16 protein-coding genes are annotated in these 16,209 nt (G+C 41.2%); 8 read left to right on the top strand and 8 right to left on the bottom strand.

The window, feature by feature from the left end; all coding sequences use genetic code 11:
• The first annotated feature begins 27 nt into the window (after positions 1–27).
• On the top strand, positions 28–192 hold the full coding sequence (locus tag C4B60_RS03395; protein ID WP_104056584.1) for a twin-arginine translocase TatA/TatE family subunit: 165 nt from the start codon (positions 28–30) through the stop codon (positions 190–192).
• Between the two features lie 289 nt (positions 193–481).
• On the opposite strand, the gene C4B60_RS03390 is transcribed toward C4B60_RS03395, so the two are convergent.
• Positions 482–1,057: a TetR/AcrR family transcriptional regulator gene (locus tag C4B60_RS03390; protein WP_167578566.1), complete on the bottom strand. Its 576-nt coding sequence runs from the start codon at positions 1,055–1,057 to the stop codon at positions 482–484.
• Between the two features lie 123 nt (positions 1,058–1,180).
• Entirely contained in the window at positions 1,181–1,687 is a 507-nt protein-coding gene (locus C4B60_RS03385) for a universal stress protein (protein ID WP_167578565.1), read from the bottom strand.
• Positions 1,688–2,568: 881 nt separating this feature from the next.
• On the opposite strand from C4B60_RS03385, the gene C4B60_RS03375 reads away from it, so the two are divergent.
• Both C4B60_RS03375 and C4B60_RS03370 read left to right on the top strand, forming a co-directional pair.
• Entirely contained in the window at positions 2,569–4,326 is a 1,758-nt protein-coding gene (locus tag C4B60_RS03375) for an ABC transporter ATP-binding protein (protein ID WP_104056580.1), read from the top strand.
• The gene (locus C4B60_RS03370; protein WP_104056579.1) at positions 4,323–6,335 is read left to right on the top strand and encodes an ABC transporter ATP-binding protein; all 2,013 of its coding nucleotides are present in this window, start codon (positions 4,323–4,325) and stop codon (positions 6,333–6,335) included. The genes C4B60_RS03375 and C4B60_RS03370 overlap by 4 nt, the downstream gene beginning before the upstream one ends.
• A 287-nt stretch (positions 6,336–6,622) precedes the next feature.
• On the opposite strand, the gene C4B60_RS03365 is transcribed toward C4B60_RS03370, so the two are convergent.
• Positions 6,623–7,240 (bottom strand): NAD(P)-dependent oxidoreductase, encoded by a 618-nt coding sequence (locus tag C4B60_RS03365; RefSeq protein WP_104056578.1) that lies wholly within the window; start codon positions 7,238–7,240, stop codon positions 6,623–6,625.
• A gap of 154 nt (positions 7,241–7,394) precedes the next feature.
• Between C4B60_RS03365 and fumC the strand changes: the two genes are divergently transcribed.
• On the top strand, positions 7,395–8,789 hold the full coding sequence (gene fumC, locus C4B60_RS03360) for a class II fumarate hydratase (RefSeq protein WP_104056577.1): 1,395 nt from the start codon (positions 7,395–7,397) through the stop codon (positions 8,787–8,789).
• 65 nt (positions 8,790–8,854) lie between these two features.
• Here the strand turns inward: fumC and C4B60_RS03355 are convergent, their stop codons facing one another.
• The 4 genes from C4B60_RS03355 to C4B60_RS03340 form a co-directional block, all read right to left on the bottom strand.
• Positions 8,855–9,952, bottom strand: coding sequence for an ABC transporter ATP-binding protein (locus tag C4B60_RS03355; protein WP_104056576.1), 1,098 nt, complete (start codon positions 9,950–9,952; stop codon positions 8,855–8,857).
• Between the two features lie 134 nt (positions 9,953–10,086).
• Positions 10,087–10,992, bottom strand: a complete 906-nt coding sequence (locus tag C4B60_RS03350; protein ID WP_167578564.1) for a helix-turn-helix domain-containing protein — start codon at positions 10,990–10,992, stop codon at positions 10,087–10,089.
• Between the two features lie 101 nt (positions 10,993–11,093).
• Positions 11,094–11,273: a hypothetical protein gene (locus C4B60_RS03345; protein WP_104056574.1), complete on the bottom strand. Its 180-nt coding sequence runs from the start codon at positions 11,271–11,273 to the stop codon at positions 11,094–11,096.
• A gap of 73 nt (positions 11,274–11,346) precedes the next feature.
• Positions 11,347–11,562, bottom strand: coding sequence for a YheE family protein (locus tag C4B60_RS03340; protein ID WP_104056573.1), 216 nt, complete (start codon positions 11,560–11,562; stop codon positions 11,347–11,349).
• Between the two features lie 232 nt (positions 11,563–11,794).
• Here C4B60_RS03340 and C4B60_RS03335 point away from each other — a divergent pair, with 232 nt between their 5' ends.
• The 4 genes from C4B60_RS03335 to C4B60_RS03320 all read left to right on the top strand — a co-directional run bounded on the left by C4B60_RS03335 (position 11,795) and on the right by C4B60_RS03320 (position 15,915).
• Positions 11,795–12,931 carry a DUF445 domain-containing protein gene (locus C4B60_RS03335; RefSeq protein WP_104056572.1) on the top strand — a complete coding sequence of 379 codons (1,137 nt, stop codon included), beginning with the start codon at positions 11,795–11,797 and terminating at the stop codon, positions 12,929–12,931.
• A gap of 80 nt (positions 12,932–13,011) precedes the next feature.
• Positions 13,012–13,374: a YlbF/YmcA family competence regulator gene (locus tag C4B60_RS03330; RefSeq protein WP_104056571.1), complete on the top strand. Its 363-nt coding sequence runs from the start codon at positions 13,012–13,014 to the stop codon at positions 13,372–13,374.
• 124 nt (positions 13,375–13,498) lie between these two features.
• Positions 13,499–15,016, top strand: a complete 1,518-nt coding sequence (locus C4B60_RS03325; RefSeq protein ID WP_104056570.1) for a coproporphyrinogen III oxidase — start codon at positions 13,499–13,501, stop codon at positions 15,014–15,016.
• 104 nt (positions 15,017–15,120) lie between these two features.
• Positions 15,121–15,915, top strand: coding sequence for an enoyl-CoA hydratase (locus C4B60_RS03320; RefSeq protein WP_104056569.1), 795 nt, complete (start codon positions 15,121–15,123; stop codon positions 15,913–15,915).
• Positions 15,916–15,961: 46 nt separating this feature from the next.
• Here the strand turns inward: C4B60_RS03320 and C4B60_RS03315 are convergent, their stop codons facing one another.
• On the bottom strand, positions 15,962–16,147 hold the full coding sequence (locus tag C4B60_RS03315; protein WP_104056568.1) for a YhzD family protein: 186 nt from the start codon (positions 16,145–16,147) through the stop codon (positions 15,962–15,964).
• Positions 16,148–16,209: the final 62 nt, after the last annotated feature.

The following is a 16,209-nucleotide window of genomic DNA, read 5'->3' as shown; positions in this document are numbered from 1 at the left end:
TCATAAATATGAAAAGGGGCAACGAGAATGAGCCTGGGATTTGGCGAAATCGTGATAATTCTTTTTGCTGCACTGATTGTTTTTGGACCTAAAAAGCTTCCTGAGCTTGGACGGACAGCCGGATTAACCTTACGGGAATTTAAAAAAGCATTAAATTCCGAAAGTGACAAAGATCGAACGAATCATAAATAATAAAGAGGGTCCCGAATACATGCGGGACCCTCTTTTTATATGGACGGAATTTCTTATACTGATCAAAAGTATAAAATAAAAAAGGGTCGGGGCTAAGGACAAATATGTATCAACCTCTAAACCCGGTTCACTGCGCTTCAGGCGGACGCTTTCCGCGGGGCGGGGCTTGAGCTAACTTGCTTTCAGCAAGTGGATCTCAAGCTCCCGCTTCCTCCCGCAGGAGTCGCCACCTTCCGCTCCGTTCACCTCACGTTTCGAATATGATTGTTATGTCCCAAACTCATCCTTTTTATTTTTTTGAAGAAATTCCGTGTTCAATTAAACTGAAGATCATTTCCGACCACTGGGCAGGAGGGATTTTTTCATGATTGGGAATTAGAACAGTATTAAAAAATATTCCTGCTACGAGGGACGTAGAAAGATCTTCGCGAATAGATCCCTCTGCCTTTGCTCTTTCGATATGGACGCTCAGCAGCTTGAAGAGTTCCTGTGAAGAACAATCCAAATCCTGAAGGTTCTTTATAACAGCAGGGGAGCCGGACTGGTTTAGAGATGGCCGCATTTTAATCATGTCATACACCTGAGAGTATTCCATAAATAAATTCAGAAGCTCTTTTAGCATCTGAAAGGAAGAGGGCCGTTCCTTAATCGCTTTAATTCTGCCCATTACCTCCATCATAAGAAGCCTCATGTAATCGGTAATCAGCTCATCCTTATTGCTGTAGTATTCATATATCGTGCTTCTGGCCACATCAAGTTTTTCAGAAAGCGCTTTGAAATGAAAGCCTTCATAGCCTTTTTCAAGCAGAAGCTCTTCTGTTGCTTTTAAAAGATCCTCTATTATGATCTTACGTTGTCTAGCCATATACATCATCCTTTTAACCCGCCGTACTATTCTTATTATAACTGAAAAAACATATAAAAGTTGTTCAAGACGCAAAAAGGAAAAAAGGAACCAGAGAATTAAGGGGTTCCTTTTTTATTTCGGTTATTTAACTACAAGAACATTACAAGGGCTTTCCTGCATGATCTTTTCGCTTACACTGCCTAAAAACCATTTTTGGAAATTGTTTTTTTCAGTTCTTCCCACGATGACCAGGTCCACATTGTTTCCGGTAGCATATTCACAAATAGCCTCAGCGGGAGATCCGCTAAGAGGATAAAAGTTTGCCTGTATTCCCCTTGAGTCTAAATTGTGTTTAACCGACGAAAGAGCCTCATCAAGTTCATCATTAAGGTGGTGAGCCACCGTTTTATCCTCCTGCGGAAGCGGAGGCATGTACGGAGGATTTTGTTTGTCAAGGCCTGGTGTCATTATTGGTGCTGCACTTCTTGTTCTGTCATAGATGTTTGTATTCATGGAGTTTTTTTCGGTGGATACATGGGTAATGGTCAGCTCTGCTTCTTTTTCCAATGCAAGGAGGCCAACAGCTGCTTCGAGTGCTTTTTCGCTGCTTTTTGTATGATCAAAAGCCAAGAGAATATGTTTATACATCGCATTCATCTCCTTCGTTGATTATTTTATTATTTACCCTTGTTCTGTAGTGGATAACCAGAATAAAAGGAGAATTTACGCAAAAATAAAAACCCCGGATGAGCCGGGGCTTACAGTTACGGATTATAAACGATATAATTCCAAAAGCGATAAAATAGGTATATTGATTAATTTTCGGGGAAGTACATGTTGACCTTCCCATAAGCGATTATTAACCGATTAGATTAATTAAGAAAAAGATAACAACGATAGCTCCAATGATCATTAAAACGGTTCTTAGCATATGTTTCACCCCTTTTGAATAAATATAAGCACAACTATATCTGCTGCCTACCTTTACCTTACCCTTGATTAATGCCCTCAAACGCCCATTTTAAAATATCCTTCTTAATCTCAAGCGGTTTCATTTTTCGGAAAAATACAAAAAAAGATTGACACTATTTTCTTGGTAAGATAATCTAAGAATGTCCCAAGCGGGAAAATTACTTAGGAAGGGAGTTGCGTGAACATGAAAAAGCTTATTTTAACTGCACTTGATCGTTTTTCACAACTTAATATCACGCAGCATAAAACTCTCTCCTAACCAGACGTATATCTTTTTCAATGGATAAAAGTGTCATGACAGAGGCAGAGGCTGCGTATCGTAGTCTGTGCCTATTTTAATGGAAGCATACCTTGCCCATTCCAGGCAGGTATGCTTTTTTGTTTTTGTATTTGGAATATTTTTGAATGTGTTGTTAACAGGCATAGCCTGTTTTCATATAAATTTTCGCTATAAGGAGGAAGTTAACATGAGAGTAGACAAAGAAAAGTACACAAAAACGGTGGAGCTGGAAAGTGGGTAGCTCGCCAATATCGGATGACTTTGGAGGTGAGTGTTAATGTTCGATATCTTTTTTAAGCTTGGATGGTTTTTTAAGGAGCATTGGAAGCGGTATACAGTAGCGGTTGTTCTGCTGTTAATCGCCAACGTGTTTGAAGTAATCCCTCCGCTTTTGGTGGGACTTGCAATTGATGATATTTTCAGAGGGGAATTAACACAAGCTACTCTTATTAATTATATTTTAATACTGCTTGGAATTGCTGTGGTTTCTTATGTTCTTAACTATGTCTGGCAGTATTTATTATTTGGAGGAGCAAATGAGATTGAAAGACGTCTCCGCTCGCGATTCATGGGGCATTTATTAAAAATGGCGCCTGCATTCTATGAAAGAAACAGAACGGGCGACCTAATGGCAAGAAGTACGAATGATCTAAGGTCAGTCAGTGTCACAGCCGGCTTCGGAGTGCTGACGCTTATTGATTCTACTGCCTATATGTTAACGATTCTGATCACTATGGGAGTTGTAGTGTCGTGGGAATTAACGCTGGCTGCTGTACTGCCGCTGCCAATACTTGCGGTTGTTATGCAGCTTCTCGGTAAAAGAATACACGAACGCTACACAAGTGCTCAGGATGCTTTTGGGGACCTAAACGACCGGGTTCTGGAATCTGTTGCAGGAGTAAGGGTTATCCGGGCATACGTACAGGAAAGAGCGGATGAAAAGAAGTTTCTTGATGAAACAGAGGATGTTTATAAAAAGAATATGAAGGTTGCCTTCATCGATGCGCTGTTTAATCCGCTAACAAAAATTTTGACCGGAATCAGCTATATGATTGGACTTGGATATGGAGCATTCCTAGTGTTCAGCCAAACCATTACACTTGGTGAGCTGGTCGCATTTAATGTTTACCTTGGGATGCTGATCTGGCCAATGTTTGCAATTGGCGAGCTGATCAACATCATGCAGCGTGGAAATGCATCAATGGACAGAGTAAATGAAACCTTAAATTATCAGGAGGATGTACCTGATGCAGATAGTCCTGTTAATCCAAAAGAGATGAAGGGTGTCTCTTTTAAACACGCAGGATTTCAATACCCTTCATCCTCAGTGAAAAATTTGGACGAAATTAATCTGGATTTAAAAAAGGGGCAGACACTCGGTATCGTTGGAAAAACCGGGAGCGGAAAAACAACCCTGATCAAACAGCTCTTGAAGGAATATCCAATGGGTGCTGGGGAGGTTGTTCTTGGGGAAGCAAGAATTGATCAGCAGACCAAGGACCATGTCCGCTCCTGGATCGGCTATGTGCCACAGGATCATGTCCTGTTTTCAAGAAGTGTAAGAGAGAATATCCTCTTTGGCGCAGATGATGCTGATGAGGGGAAAATTTTTGATGCGATTAAAATGGCGCATTTTGAAAAAGATTTAGAGATGCTTCCTGAAGGACTTGAAACGATGGTTGGCGAAAAAGGGGTAGCTCTATCAGGAGGTCAAAAGCAGCGTATATCCATCGCAAGAGCGGTTATAAAAGATCCGGATATTTTGATTCTTGATGACTCTTTGTCAGCTGTAGATGCAAAAACAGAGATGAGCATCCTGGCAAATATACGAAATGAACGAAGGAATAAAACAACAATTATTACCACTCACCGGCTGTCAGCGGTTGAGCATGCTGACTGGATTATCGTGCTTGAAGAAGGCCGGATTGCTGAAGAAGGAACTCATGATCAATTGATCGCTCAAAAAGGCTGGTATTTAAAGCAATTTGCGCGTCAGCAGGTAGAAGAGTCGCTTCTTGAGGAGGTGAGCTCATGAGTGTAGGAAAACGACTTTATAAGTATGCATTGCTTTTTAAGAAAACGATCATCATTGCTCTATTAATGCTCACGGTTTCAGTTGGAGCAGAGCTTGTAGGGCCATTTATAGCAAAAAAAATGATTGACGATCATGTGTTAGGCATTGAAGAGGCATGGTTTGAATCGGGGAATGTGGAGGATGCTGTTGCGTTCAACAACACCTACTACAAAAGAGAAAGCTATCTCGGTGAAGGTGAGGAAAAAGGAGAGCAGGCCCATATTTTTCAATTGGGCTTAAGATTCTTCTTTGTAGAAGAGCCGGTAGCTGGGGAAGGGGAAAGATCCTTTAGCGGCGGTCAATTAACCTTTGAAAATGAAAATGGGAGACAGTCATTTGACGCTGTTGAACTGAGTAAATCAGAGGTCTTAGCTTTTTATGGACCGGAAATACCAAGAATTATTCAATTGGTTGTTTTGTATTTTGCGTTAACGATTGTTGCAGCGATTTTCCATTTTGGCCAGGATTACCAGCTGCAGCGTTCAGCTAATCGCATTATTCAGAAGATGAGAACAGATGTGTTTGGCCATATTCAGCGGCTGCCAATCAACTATTTTGATACCCTGCCAGCCGGTAAGGTTGTGGCAAGGATTACTAATGATACAGAAGCGATAAGAGAGCTGTATGTTCAAGTCCTGTCTCAATTTTTTTACAGTGCAATTTATATAACAGGAATTTTTGTCGCTTTATTCATTCTTGATCCTACGCTTGCAGCTATATGTCTTATCTTACTGCCTATTTTATATGTCTGGATGGCATTCTACCGGAAATATGCATCAAAATATAATCAGGTAGTTCGTTCAAAAGTAAGTGAGATTAATGCTTCGATTAATGAATCAATACAAGGAATGCCAATCATCCAGGCATTCAGGCGGGAAAAAGCCACAAAAAATGAATTTGAGAAAATGAATGATACTCATTTTAAATTTCAAAATAAGCTATTAATTTTAAACTCGTTAATGTCTCATAATCTCGTATCGATCCTTCGGAATATTACATTCGTGACATTTATCTGGTACTTCGGAAGCGGAGTACTTGATGGTTCTTCAATTGTTACTGTAGGTGTTCTGTATGCTTTTGTTGATTATATCACCCGATTATTCCAGCCTGTAACAGGGATTGTAAATCAGTTGGCTAATCTTGAATTGGCGCTGGTTGCCGGAGAGCGTGTATTTAAGCTTCTCGATGAGGACGGGGAAGATGTCAAGGATGATAAAACAGAACGCTATAAAGGACATGTAGAGTTTGATGAAGTTTCCTTTGCCTATAAGGAAGAGGAGTATGTACTAAAAAAATTATCATTTGAAGCCAAGCCGGGTGAAACAATTGGTCTGGTAGGACATACAGGTTCGGGAAAAAGCTCCATTATGAATCTGCTGTTCCGCTTCTATGATTGTCAAAAAGGGGAGATTCGAATTGATGGAAAAAACATCAAAGAATTACCTCGACAGGCCATTCGCGATCACATGGGAATTGTTCTCCAGGACCCATATCTCTTTACAGGTACAATTGCGTCCAATGTCTCTCTCAATGATCCTCGAGTATCACGAGAGCAAGTAGAAAGTGCGCTCCGTTCAGTTGGGGCAGATCGTGTGTTAAAACATCTTGAAAACGGTTTTGATGAACCGGTAATAGAAAAGGGAAGTACGCTTTCATCAGGGCAGCGTCAGCTTATTTCCTTTGCCAGGGCATTAGCATTCGATCCGGCAATCTTAATTTTGGATGAAGCTACCTCAAGCGTAGATACAGAAACGGAATCCATTATTCAGGAAGCGATGGAAACATTAAAAGAAGGCCGAACGACATTTATTATCGCTCACAGGCTTTCTACCATTAAAAATGCTGATCAGATTGTAGTTCTAGATCGCGGGGAAATCGTTGAAAAAGGCTCTCATGATGAGTTGATGGCTCTAAGAGGTAAATATTATCAAATGTATAAATTACAGCAAGGAACGAAGCAGGCGGGTTAAGCCTGTACATGGGGACAGCTCAGTCAGATTTAGCGGACTGAACTGTCTCTTTTTAATAGTTAAATTTGTTAAGGGTAAATGTATCTAGTTATTGGAATGTCTAACTATCCTGTGGTCAAAACTTCATTATCAACTGTTTTGGAAAATAGTGAAGGAATTATGGGGATGGGATTAGAACAGTACTACCCGTAAATCCAACTATGTCATCGAGCTTTACTACGATATAACTATAGGCTGGCTCTAAAACGCTCAAGAGAACTCTAAAAGAACGTTTCACAGTATTAATGTTAATAAGTAATACCAACCCGGCTCTTTAAAAACTTTTCTGATTGGAGTAAAGAATAAGCAAAGTCTCCTGTATCGTAAATGGAAATGCTTGAGGGATTATTCGGCAGGGTATTGCGCTCTATTCTGTATTCCCCGACTCTTTCACCATCAGGCAGGTAGGTGGGACACACAATAGTCCACTTAACCCCTGACTGCTTTAGCATAAGAAAGGCGCGGTAATGATCCTCTGCAGCAGTCGTAAGCCTTCTTTTAGCTTCTGAAGAATGAAAGCGAAGCTTCCCGGGCTCTTCCTTGGAATCCAAAATTCCAGCAGTTCCGATGGTAATAATTTTTTTAATGGACTCCTCCCGCATCGCAGGAAGAATATGGAGCATTGATCTGCTCAGCATATCTTTTTTGTCTGTTCCAAGAGCACAGATCACTGCGCTGCAGCCTTTAATCGTGTTATATACATCAGAGCGGGAGGAAGCATCCCCTTTTATTACTGAGAGGTATTTATGTTTAGTTAATTTAGCGGAATCTCTGACAAGTGCCTGAACTTCATGTCCGTCCATAAGTGCATGCTCAAGCATGACACTGCCAACACGGCCTGTTGAGCCAAAAAAGGCTATTTTCATTTTGTTTCCTCCATTCATCGAATCCTTCATTCCTTCTATAGTGTATCGGAATAACTGATGCAGGAAAAGAAATCTACACGGGGCTTAACGCGTGAGCTTATTTTTGGAAAATGATACAATAAAAATGAAAACGTTTGTAAGGAGGAGAAGGATAATGGATTATCGAATTGAAAAAGATACATTAGGTGAAATTCAAGTTCCTGCAAGCAGCTATTGGGGGGCGCAAACTCAGCGCAGTAAAGAAAACTTTCCTATTGGAATAGAAAAAATGCCAATCGAAATGACATACGCTTTTGCCGAACTGAAAAAAGCGGCCGCGATGGTTAATTACGATTTGGGAAAGCTTTCCTTACATAAAAGAGATGCCATTTGTAAAGCATGTAATGAAATAATTGATGGCCATTTAGATGCACACTTCCCGCTTGTTGTCTGGCAGACAGGAAGTGGAACTCAATCGAATATGAATGTAAATGAAGTTGTAGCCTTCAGGGCGAACCAGCTGCTTAAAGAGCAGTCAATTGATGAAAAGGTTCATCCGAATGATGATGTGAATATGTCACAAAGCTCTAACGACACGTTTCCTACTGCGATGCACATTGCAGGATACAAGGCGCTCTGCCAGGATTTAATGCAGAATCTAAAGACGCTTACAGAAACCCTTTATGAAAAAGAAGAAGCATTTAAGGAAATTATAAAAATCGGAAGAACGCATCTTCAGGATGCAACGCCTCTAACTCTTGGCCAGGAGATAAGCGGCTGGAGAGCGATGCTTCAAAAATCACGCAGTATGATCCAGGAAGCCAGCAAGCATATTTTAAGCCTGGCGATCGGAGGAACAGCTGTTGGAACCGGCATTAATGCCCATCCGGAATTTGGGGAAAGAGTGGCAAAGCAGCTCGTCCTTCAGACAGGCTTTCCATTCTATTCCTCAGATAACAAATTCCATGCGCTGACCAGCCACGATGATATGGTGCATGTTCATGGAGCTTTAAAAGCGCTGGCTGCTGATCTGATGAAAATTGCCAATGATATTAGATGGCTTGCAAGCGGCCCAAGGAGCGGGATTGGGGAGATCACCATTCCTGCAAACGAGCCTGGCAGTTCGATCATGCCTGGTAAGGTTAATCCAACTCAAAGTGAGGCCTTAACCATGATTGCAGCTCAAGTAATGGGAAATGATGCGACGATTGGTTTTGCTGCGAGCCAGGGGAATTTTGAGCTTAACGTATTTAAACCGGTCATTATTTATAACTTCCTGCAGTCAGTACGGCTTCTAGGGGATGGAATGAAGGCTTTTAATGATAAATGTGCTGTTGGCATTGAGCCAAATACAGATGTTATTGAAGGACATGTAGAGCGATCCCTGATGCTTGTCACGGCGCTGAATCCGCATATCGGTTATGAAAAGGCGGCAAAAATTGCAAAGCTTGCCTTTGAAAAAGAGCTTACACTTAAAGAAGCGGCGATTGAAACCGGTTTTTTGACCGCTGAGCAATATGAAGAATGGATTAAACCAATTGATATGGTGAATCTGGATCGGCAGTTTTAACTACAACAAGGCTGACTCTGTAGGAGTCAGCCTTGTTTTTATGGTTATAGGGGGTAACCAACAAATTAACGGATGCGCTGTTCATTCTCCGCATCAAAGAAATGGCATTTATTCATATCAAAAGCAAGCTCAATTTTTTGTCCTGCTTTAATATCTGATCGTGCATCAACACGGGCAACAAAATCCTGATCTCCCACTCGTGAGTAAAGCATAAGCTCAGCACCCGTTAATTCAGAAACCTCAATATCTGCCAGGAAGTTAGCTCCAGTAGCAGCTTCAATGAATACAGGCTCATCGTGAATATCCTCAGGACGCACGCCTAAAATGATATCTTTACCTACATAGCCTTCTGCACGCAATTTTTTCATTTTGCCTTCAGGTACAGAAAGCATTTGCCCTTTAACTTCAAAGCCCTTTTCAGTAAGCGTTCCGCTAAAGAAGTTCATCGCAGGTGATCCGATAAATCCGCCTACAAACACATTTTCAGGATTATCATATACTTCTTTTGGAGAACCAACCTGCTGGATAACTCCATCTTTCATAACAACAATTCGTGTCGCCATTGTCATAGCTTCTGTCTGATCGTGCGTTACATAGATAGTCGTTGTCTGAAGACGCTGGTGAAGCTTGGCAATTTCTGCACGCATTTGAACACGAAGCTTTGCATCCAGGTTGGATAAAGGCTCATCCATCAGGAATACTTTTGCATCACGTACAATGGCACGGCCAAGTGCTACACGCTGACGCTGACCACCGGAAAGAGCTTTTGGCTTACGATCAAGAAGTGCTTCAAGACCAAGGATTTTAGCAGCGTTTTTAACTCGTTTTTCAATTTCAGCTTTGTCGAATTTACGAAGCTTCAGTCCAAAAGCCATGTTGTCATAAACACTCATATGAGGATAAAGAGCGTAGTTTTGGAATACCATCGCGATGTCGCGGTCTTTTGGTGCTTTATCATTTACACGCTCTTCATCGATGTAGAAATCGCCTTTTGAAATTTCTTCAAGACCGGCGATCATTCGAAGAGTAGTCGACTTACCGCAGCCTGACGGGCCAACGAAAACGATAAATTCCTTGTCTTTAATATGAAGATTAAAATCCTGTACTGCCGTTACGTCTTTTTCGTATATTTTATAAATATTGTCCAATTTAAGCTCTGCCATTTTGATTCCTCCAATATGTAATAGTTGATCTGAGATTCATTCTACACATGAATGTAAGCCTTTCCAATAGTAATAGTGCACAAAAAAAGAGAATGCCTTCCGTCAACTTGACGAAAAGCACCCTCAAAAGACAATTATCGATTTCTGATCCATTCATTCCACTTAATGCCTGCAAGATATGCAGTCTGGATTCCATGAAACGACTTCAGGTCCACTCCTGTTTTCTCCGTAAACCTGTCAAGACGGTACTGAAGGCTATTGCGATGCAAATAAAGTTTTTTTGCTGTGCTGCTGACATTTGCCAGGTTCTCTGCAAGAGTTCGAATAATCACCGGCAGCTCAGGATCCGCTTCAAAAGCTTTAAAAATAACTTCAAATTGAGCATTTAATTCAAATTCAGTAAAGCGGTCAATGATCAGATACGGAAAAATGGAGTGGGTAGACACAACGGGCTGCCGTTTTTCCAGCCGGGCCGTTTCATTAAACCAGTCAAGCTCCAGTAAGAGCACCTCTTTAATCTCGCGATGAACCTCATGGAAAGAGCCGACAAAAAAATGGATGTTAACACCTAAGTCTGTTTCAAGTGCCTGAGAAGCAGAAGAAACTTCTTCAAAGGATAGAGTGTTTTGAGTCTGCAGCTCCACAACATATCCGTTTAACTCATCACGCGGTACAATGACGGATTCCTCAGAAAAAACAAATTTTAAAGGATGCTCACCCTCTGCGTATTCCGGCACCTTATCAAATGAGAAAAAGATCACCCGAAAAGGAGTGCCAATGGGAAGGGGGCATACCGGTTCTGTTCCAAACAAAAAACGATTCCATTGATGGTTTTGCAGACTGCGGTTGGGAGCTGCGGCTGGGACAAGCATCATTTTGATTAATTCAATTTCATTTTTCGACAGGTCCTTCTTAGGCAAAGCGATTAAGTCACTGGCAGAATCGTTAAACCATATAAAATGCTCATATTCCTCCGGGGACACAGATTCTTTTTTTCTTGCGCCAGGATATTGTTTTATTAATTTTTCGATAAGTGACATGGCCATCATCCTCATATGTACTAGCTCTATTGTAATAAAGAAAGGAATAATTGAAAAGGGACAAACAAAACGACTGCTTATGCAGTCGCTTCGTTTGTGGATCAAGATCCATTCGGCGGTGTTTCCTGTTCAAGATCTCTTGCTTCTTCAATGTTGGCTGAGTGGTGGAAGCGATGAACTGTACCTCCGGCTAAACCTTCATTAATAATGCGATCGATGTCAATGCAGGCACGATCCCGGCCTTCATTACATGAATCAGGCAAAAAAGATGAATCCTTCATCCAAGCACCCCCTTACGCTTACTATGCGTAAGCTTTTAGGAACTATGCATATCCATGGGGAGAATTTCGGATCTCAATCATAGACATGGTACAGCATTAACTCATGAAGCATTTGTTTAACTTTTTCTTCTGATTCTTGATCGCTGAATGGAAGAACGGAAGTCCACTCAATTTCTCCCGCTTTATGATAAATTCCCGAGACGCGATGTCCGTTCCATAAAAATGAAAAGGTCCACCCGGGAAGATCCCTGTTCTCATACATCGGCTTGTATTGAAAGTGCTGGATCATATAAATACCCCCATTGCTTATAATATCTTTAGTATAGCATTTTAGGTGACATATGCAGTCCGGTTTAATCATACGCTGTGACAGTGCCAATGAAGGAAAAGAGGAGGGGGTCGGATCAGCGCAAAAGTATTTCTCGCAGGACTCAGCTGTTTAAAGCCGCCAATAAAGAACCTATCTGCTATACTGTATCTGAAACTTTTAAAAACTGATGCATAGCGGAAGGTGACGTTTTATGAATACATTTGTACTTTTACTTATCATGATTGTAATTGGCGCAGCAATCGGCGGAGTTACAAATTCCTTAGCAATAAAGATGCTTTTCAGGCCATATAAAGCCATCTATATAAAAGGGTGGCGCGTGCCATTTACTCCGGGACTGATTCCAAAGAGGAGAGAAGAGCTGGCAAGGCAGCTTGGCCTTATGGTCGTTACTCACCTCCTTACAGCTGAGAGCCTTAAAGCACGATTTTTAAATGACACACAGGAAAGAGCGATAACAGGCTGGCTTCAAAAGAAAAGTGACCGTTTCTTCAAATCAGAAGAGCCGGTCAATGTATGGTTATCACGGTTTGATATTGATTCTCCTGTTCCGTACGTTGAAAATACAATGGATCGTTGGATTCAAAGTCAATATGAAACAGCTAAGGAGCAGTACAAAAACCAGACAATCCGTGAGACATTACCGGAACGCTGGCTGATAAGGTTAGATGGGAAGGTGGAAGTGGTCACAGATTACATTCTTGAAAAGGGTGTTGACTACTTCGCATCAAAGGAAGGAAAAGAACGGATCCGCGTTATGATTGAAGACTTTTTTAAGACAAGAGGTACACTCGGCAGCATGATCCAGATGATCATGGGGAATGCATCGCTCGTTGATAAAGTCCAGCCTGAAATTATAAAGTTTTTGAAACATAAAGGTACTCATGATATACTCGAACAGGTTTTGCGCAGAGAGTGGGAAAGCGTAAAGGACTGGCAATGGGAGCGTGCTTTTTCAATCGTAACAGACAGGGATCTTCTCGTGCGTCTTCAGAGTGTGATTAAAGAGAGAGTCGACTTAAACAGCTGGCTCGAACGTCCGCTTGGCGAAGCAGTTGCACCGCTCGAGGAAGAAGTTGTTCAGCGTCTGATTCCTAAAGGTGTTGAGATGACAAAAGAAATACTGGCTGATAAGACTGAGGAGCTGCTGGCTAAGATGAATCTTCAGGAAATCGTCAGAGAACAGGTAAACTCTTTTGAGGTTTCCCGAATTGAGGATTTAATCCTTGGTATTTCCCGTCGTGAATTTAAGATGATTACTTACTTAGGCGCATTATTGGGAGGAATCATTGGTCTCTTCCAGGGGATCATCGCTTTATTTATTACCTGAAGCAATCTGATTAAGGAATCACGTTTAACTCTCTGTTATTAAGGGAAGAGGTTATATGTGAAAAAAAGGAGGTTTTTTGATTGTCAGTAAATCTGTACGATCATGCAAATGAATTAGAAAGAGCAATCCGACAAAGCGAAGAATTCACTCAGCTGCAATCGATGTACGATGCGGTAAACAGTGACGAATCGGCTAGAGGAATCTTCGAAAACTTCAGAGACATTCAATTGGGACTTCAGCAAAAACAAATGAATGGTGAAGAAATTACCGAAGCTGAAATTGAACAGGCACAGAAAACAGCCCAGCTGGTTCAGCAGCATGAGCTTATCTCAAAGCTTATGGAGTCAGAGCAGCGCATGAGTTTATTAATTCAGGAGCTGAACAAAGTAATCATGAAGCCATTGGAAGAGCTATATGGCTCAATGGAAGGTCCGACTCAATAGTAAGAATTGCCCGTCCTCATTTATGAGGCGGGCTTTTTTATGCGAAATTTAACCCCGCTTTTGTTGACCTGGCTAAAAAAGGTTTGTACACTAAAACAAGCGAAAGCCCAGAAAGGTGAGGGAAATGAATATATTAATCAAAGGCCTCAATGATAAGCGGTATGAACGAAACCTGCAGCTTATTGCGGATTTATTTTTTGAGGATTCAACACTTAAAGTCAGCGAAGAGGCTGACCTTAATTCGGACGCACTTGAGATTGACATAACTGTTCAAATTAATCAGGATCGTATAATTGCTTTTGCAGAAGCTAAAGAGCACAGTTTGACTGCTGAACGAAAAACCAACTATATAGTAAAAGAAACCGAAAAAGAAAGCTTTAAGCAAAATAAAAATGTTGTTTCACATGTATTTCTTTCTATTCTTCAGCAGCTGACCGGAATGACTCAAAAGTGGGGCGTCCTAACGGGAATACGCCCAACAAAGCTGATGCATAAACAGCGTATGAAGGATGCTCCGCTTTCTGAGACTAGAAGGCATCTTAAGGAACAGTATTTAATTACGGATGAGAAAATTGATTTAATGGAGCAGATCGTTGAAAGACAGCTGAAGATGATACCCGACCTTTACGAGCTGCAGGATGGGGTCAGCATCTATATCGGTATTCCATTTTGTCCAACTAAATGTGCGTATTGTACATTCCCTGCCTTTGCAATTCAAGGGAAGCTCGGGAAGGTTTCATCTTTTCTCGCAGGCCTTCACTATGAAATTCAGGAGACCGGCCGCTGGCTAAAGGAGAATGGAGTCAAAATTACAACGATTTATTTTGGCGGCGGAACCCCTACGGCAATTTCTGCTGAAGAAATGGATGCACTATATGAAGAAATGTACCGCTCATTTCCTGATGTGAAAAATGTAAGAGAAGTCACGGTTGAAGCGGGGCGTCCTGATACCATTTTTCCTGACAAGCTTGAGGTGCTTAAAAAATGGAATATCGACAGAATATCAATTAACCCCCAATCCTATACTGACGAAACGCTAAAAGCGATAGGCCGCCATCATACAGTGCAGGAAACGATTGATAAATTCCACCTCTCCAGAAAGCATGGAATGAATAATATCAATATGGATCTAATTATCGGTCTGCCAAATGAAGGTGTTGCGGAGCTTGAGCACTCACTAAATGAAACTGAAAAATTAATGCCTGAATCTGTAACCGTTCATACCCTATCATTTAAGCGCGCATCAGAAATGACCTTAAACAGGGAAAAATATAAGGTAGCAGACCGTACAGAGGTTGAAAATATGATGGATCTCGCTCAAAAGTGGAATAAAGATAATGGGTATGTTCCTTATTATTTATATCGCCAAAAGAATATTCTTGGTAATCTTGAAAACGTTGGGTACGCAAAGCCAGGTGAAGAAAGTCTGTACAACATTATCATTATGGAAGAAGTTCAAACGATTGTGGGGCTTGGCTGTGGAGCGGCAAGCAAGTTCATTGATCCTGCTACAGGTAAAATCACACATTTTGCCAACCCGAAGGATCCTAAATCCTATAATGAAGGTTTTATTGACTACACTCAGAAAAAATTAGCTCATCTTGAAGCAATCTTTAACCGTAAGGCTGAAGCAGGCGTTTGACGAACAGGGACATAATACAATAAGAATTAAAAATAATTAGAGGAATTTGTATAGGCCATCTCGAATTAATGAATAACGATTCATTTATAAAGGAGGATGGAAAGATGACAGTTCGAACTGATTATAATTCAATTAATGTATCCATAGAGGGTTCGGTGGCAAAAATTCTGCTTAACCGGCCTGAGAGCCTGAATGCTTTACAAAAGGAAATGATGGAAGAGCTGATTGGTGTTTTAAAAGAACTAAACAGGGATTCAGAAATTCAGCTGGTTGTATTACAGGGGGAAGGCAGAGGGTTTTCCTCCGGTGGAGACATTAAAGCGATGCTGACCATAGACGGGCATGAGCAATTTGAGGAATTCATGATATTGATTTCTGAGCTTTCCTCCACCCTATTTGGTATGAATAAGATCACGATTTGTTCAATCCATGGAGCAGCGGCAGGGCTTGGGCTAAGTATAGCTCTCGCATGTGACTATATTGTTGCTGAGGAAGAGAGCAAGATTGCCATGAATTTCATCGGGATAGGTCTTGTACCGGATGGAGGAGGACATTTCTTCTTGAAGGAGCGAATCGGGTCCCAAAAAGCGATGCAGCTGATCTGGAAGGGCGAGGTAATGAACGGTCAGGAAGCCTATGGTCTTGGATTGATTGACAAAGTAGTTGCCGAAGGAAGAGGAGCTGAAGAAGTAAATAAACTGGTTTCTTCTTTTTTAAGCAGTCCGTTAAAAGCGATGCTTGAAACAAAACAGATTCTTCGCGCAAGCCAGCTGCAGGAATTAAAAGCAGTACTTGAAAAAGAGCAGGAATCTCAGTGGAGAATGCGTCAAACCGAAGATCATCAAGAAGGAATTAAGGCTTTTTCAGAAAAAAGAAAACCAGAATTTAAAGGTAAATAAGAAAAGCTGGCGAGAGATTCTCGTCAGCTTTTTCTTGAGCCGCTGGTTAGGAATGAAAGAGCAGCAGCTTTCCTCTTGGTGAAACTAAGCGGTGAGTTTGGTCTAATAAACCATGTTCCTCAAGTTTTTGTTTGCCAATTTCCTTTGCTTCTTCATCTTTTGCTGCGCTGAATGAGTCTTCAAAAAGTAATTGTCCCTGTTGGTCAAAAGCCGTTATTTTATAAATATCCATCTCTGAAGCCCCCTTTGTAATACCTGCATTCATAGCTATTTTTGCATAGTTTCATTCTTTAA

The sequence above is a fragment of the Jeotgalibacillus proteolyticus genome (assembly GCF_002926065.1).
GTDB lineage: Bacteria > Bacillota > Bacilli > Bacillales > Jeotgalibacillaceae > Jeotgalibacillus > Jeotgalibacillus proteolyticus.
The sequence above is the reverse complement of the archived record's forward strand: the minus strand, read 5'-3'. Positions and strand labels throughout refer to the sequence as shown.

Coding starts and splice junctions, on each gene's coding strand:
- C4B60_RS03395 (WP_104056584.1), top strand. CDS start 28: ATGAGCCTGGGATTTGGCGAAATCGTGATAATTCTTTTTGCTGCACTG.
- C4B60_RS03390 (WP_167578566.1), bottom strand. CDS start 1,057: ATGGCTAGACAACGTAAGATCATAATAGAGGATCTTTTAAAAGCAACA.
- C4B60_RS03385 (WP_167578565.1), bottom strand. CDS start 1,687: ATGTATAAACATATTCTCTTGGCTTTTGATCATACAAAAAGCAGCGAA.
- C4B60_RS03375 (WP_104056580.1), top strand. CDS start 2,569: ATGTTCGATATCTTTTTTAAGCTTGGATGGTTTTTTAAGGAGCATTGG.
- C4B60_RS03370 (WP_104056579.1), top strand. CDS start 4,323: ATGAGTGTAGGAAAACGACTTTATAAGTATGCATTGCTTTTTAAGAAA.
- C4B60_RS03365 (WP_104056578.1), bottom strand. CDS start 7,240: ATGAAAATAGCCTTTTTTGGCTCAACAGGCCGTGTTGGCAGTGTCATG.
- fumC (WP_104056577.1), top strand. CDS start 7,395: ATGGATTATCGAATTGAAAAAGATACATTAGGTGAAATTCAAGTTCCT.
- C4B60_RS03355 (WP_104056576.1), bottom strand. CDS start 9,952: ATGGCAGAGCTTAAATTGGACAATATTTATAAAATATACGAAAAAGAC.
- C4B60_RS03350 (WP_167578564.1), bottom strand. CDS start 10,992: ATGTCACTTATCGAAAAATTAATAAAACAATATCCTGGCGCAAGAAAA.
- C4B60_RS03345 (WP_104056574.1), bottom strand. CDS start 11,273: ATGAAGGATTCATCTTTTTTGCCTGATTCATGTAATGAAGGCCGGGAT.
- C4B60_RS03340 (WP_104056573.1), bottom strand. CDS start 11,562: ATGATCCAGCACTTTCAATACAAGCCGATGTATGAGAACAGGGATCTT.
- C4B60_RS03335 (WP_104056572.1), top strand. CDS start 11,795: ATGAATACATTTGTACTTTTACTTATCATGATTGTAATTGGCGCAGCA.
- C4B60_RS03325 (WP_104056570.1), top strand. CDS start 13,499: ATGAATATATTAATCAAAGGCCTCAATGATAAGCGGTATGAACGAAAC.
- C4B60_RS03320 (WP_104056569.1), top strand. CDS start 15,121: ATGACAGTTCGAACTGATTATAATTCAATTAATGTATCCATAGAGGGT.
- C4B60_RS03315 (WP_104056568.1), bottom strand. CDS start 16,147: ATGGATATTTATAAAATAACGGCTTTTGACCAACAGGGACAATTACTT.